Here is a 237-nt window from a genome sequence, read left to right on the forward strand (position 1 = left end):
GGAGCCCTTTTCATGGCCTCTGTGCCGCCGACCCCTTCCGCCGACAGCCGGGCCCGTGTGTCCGCACTCCGAGACGCGCTCTCCTCCCGTGTGGTGGTCGCCGACGGAGCGATGGGCACCATGCTCCAGGCGCAGGACCCCACGTTGGAGGACTTCGAGAATCTCGAGGGCTGCAACGAGATCCTGAACCTGACCCGCCCGGACATCGTCCGCTCCGTCCACGAGGCGTACTTCGCC

General features: G+C 67.9%; 1 protein-coding gene. It reads left to right on the top strand.

The window, feature by feature from the left end; all coding sequences use genetic code 11:
• Positions 1-12: 12 nt before the first annotated feature.
• A partial coding sequence (locus ADK57_RS19335) for a homocysteine S-methyltransferase family protein (RefSeq protein ID WP_159050100.1) occupies positions 13-237 on the top strand: 225 nt, incomplete at its 3' end.

The organism is Streptomyces sp. MMG1533 (genome assembly GCF_001279775.1).
Taxonomy (GTDB): Bacteria; Actinomycetota; Actinomycetes; order Streptomycetales; family Streptomycetaceae; genus Streptomyces.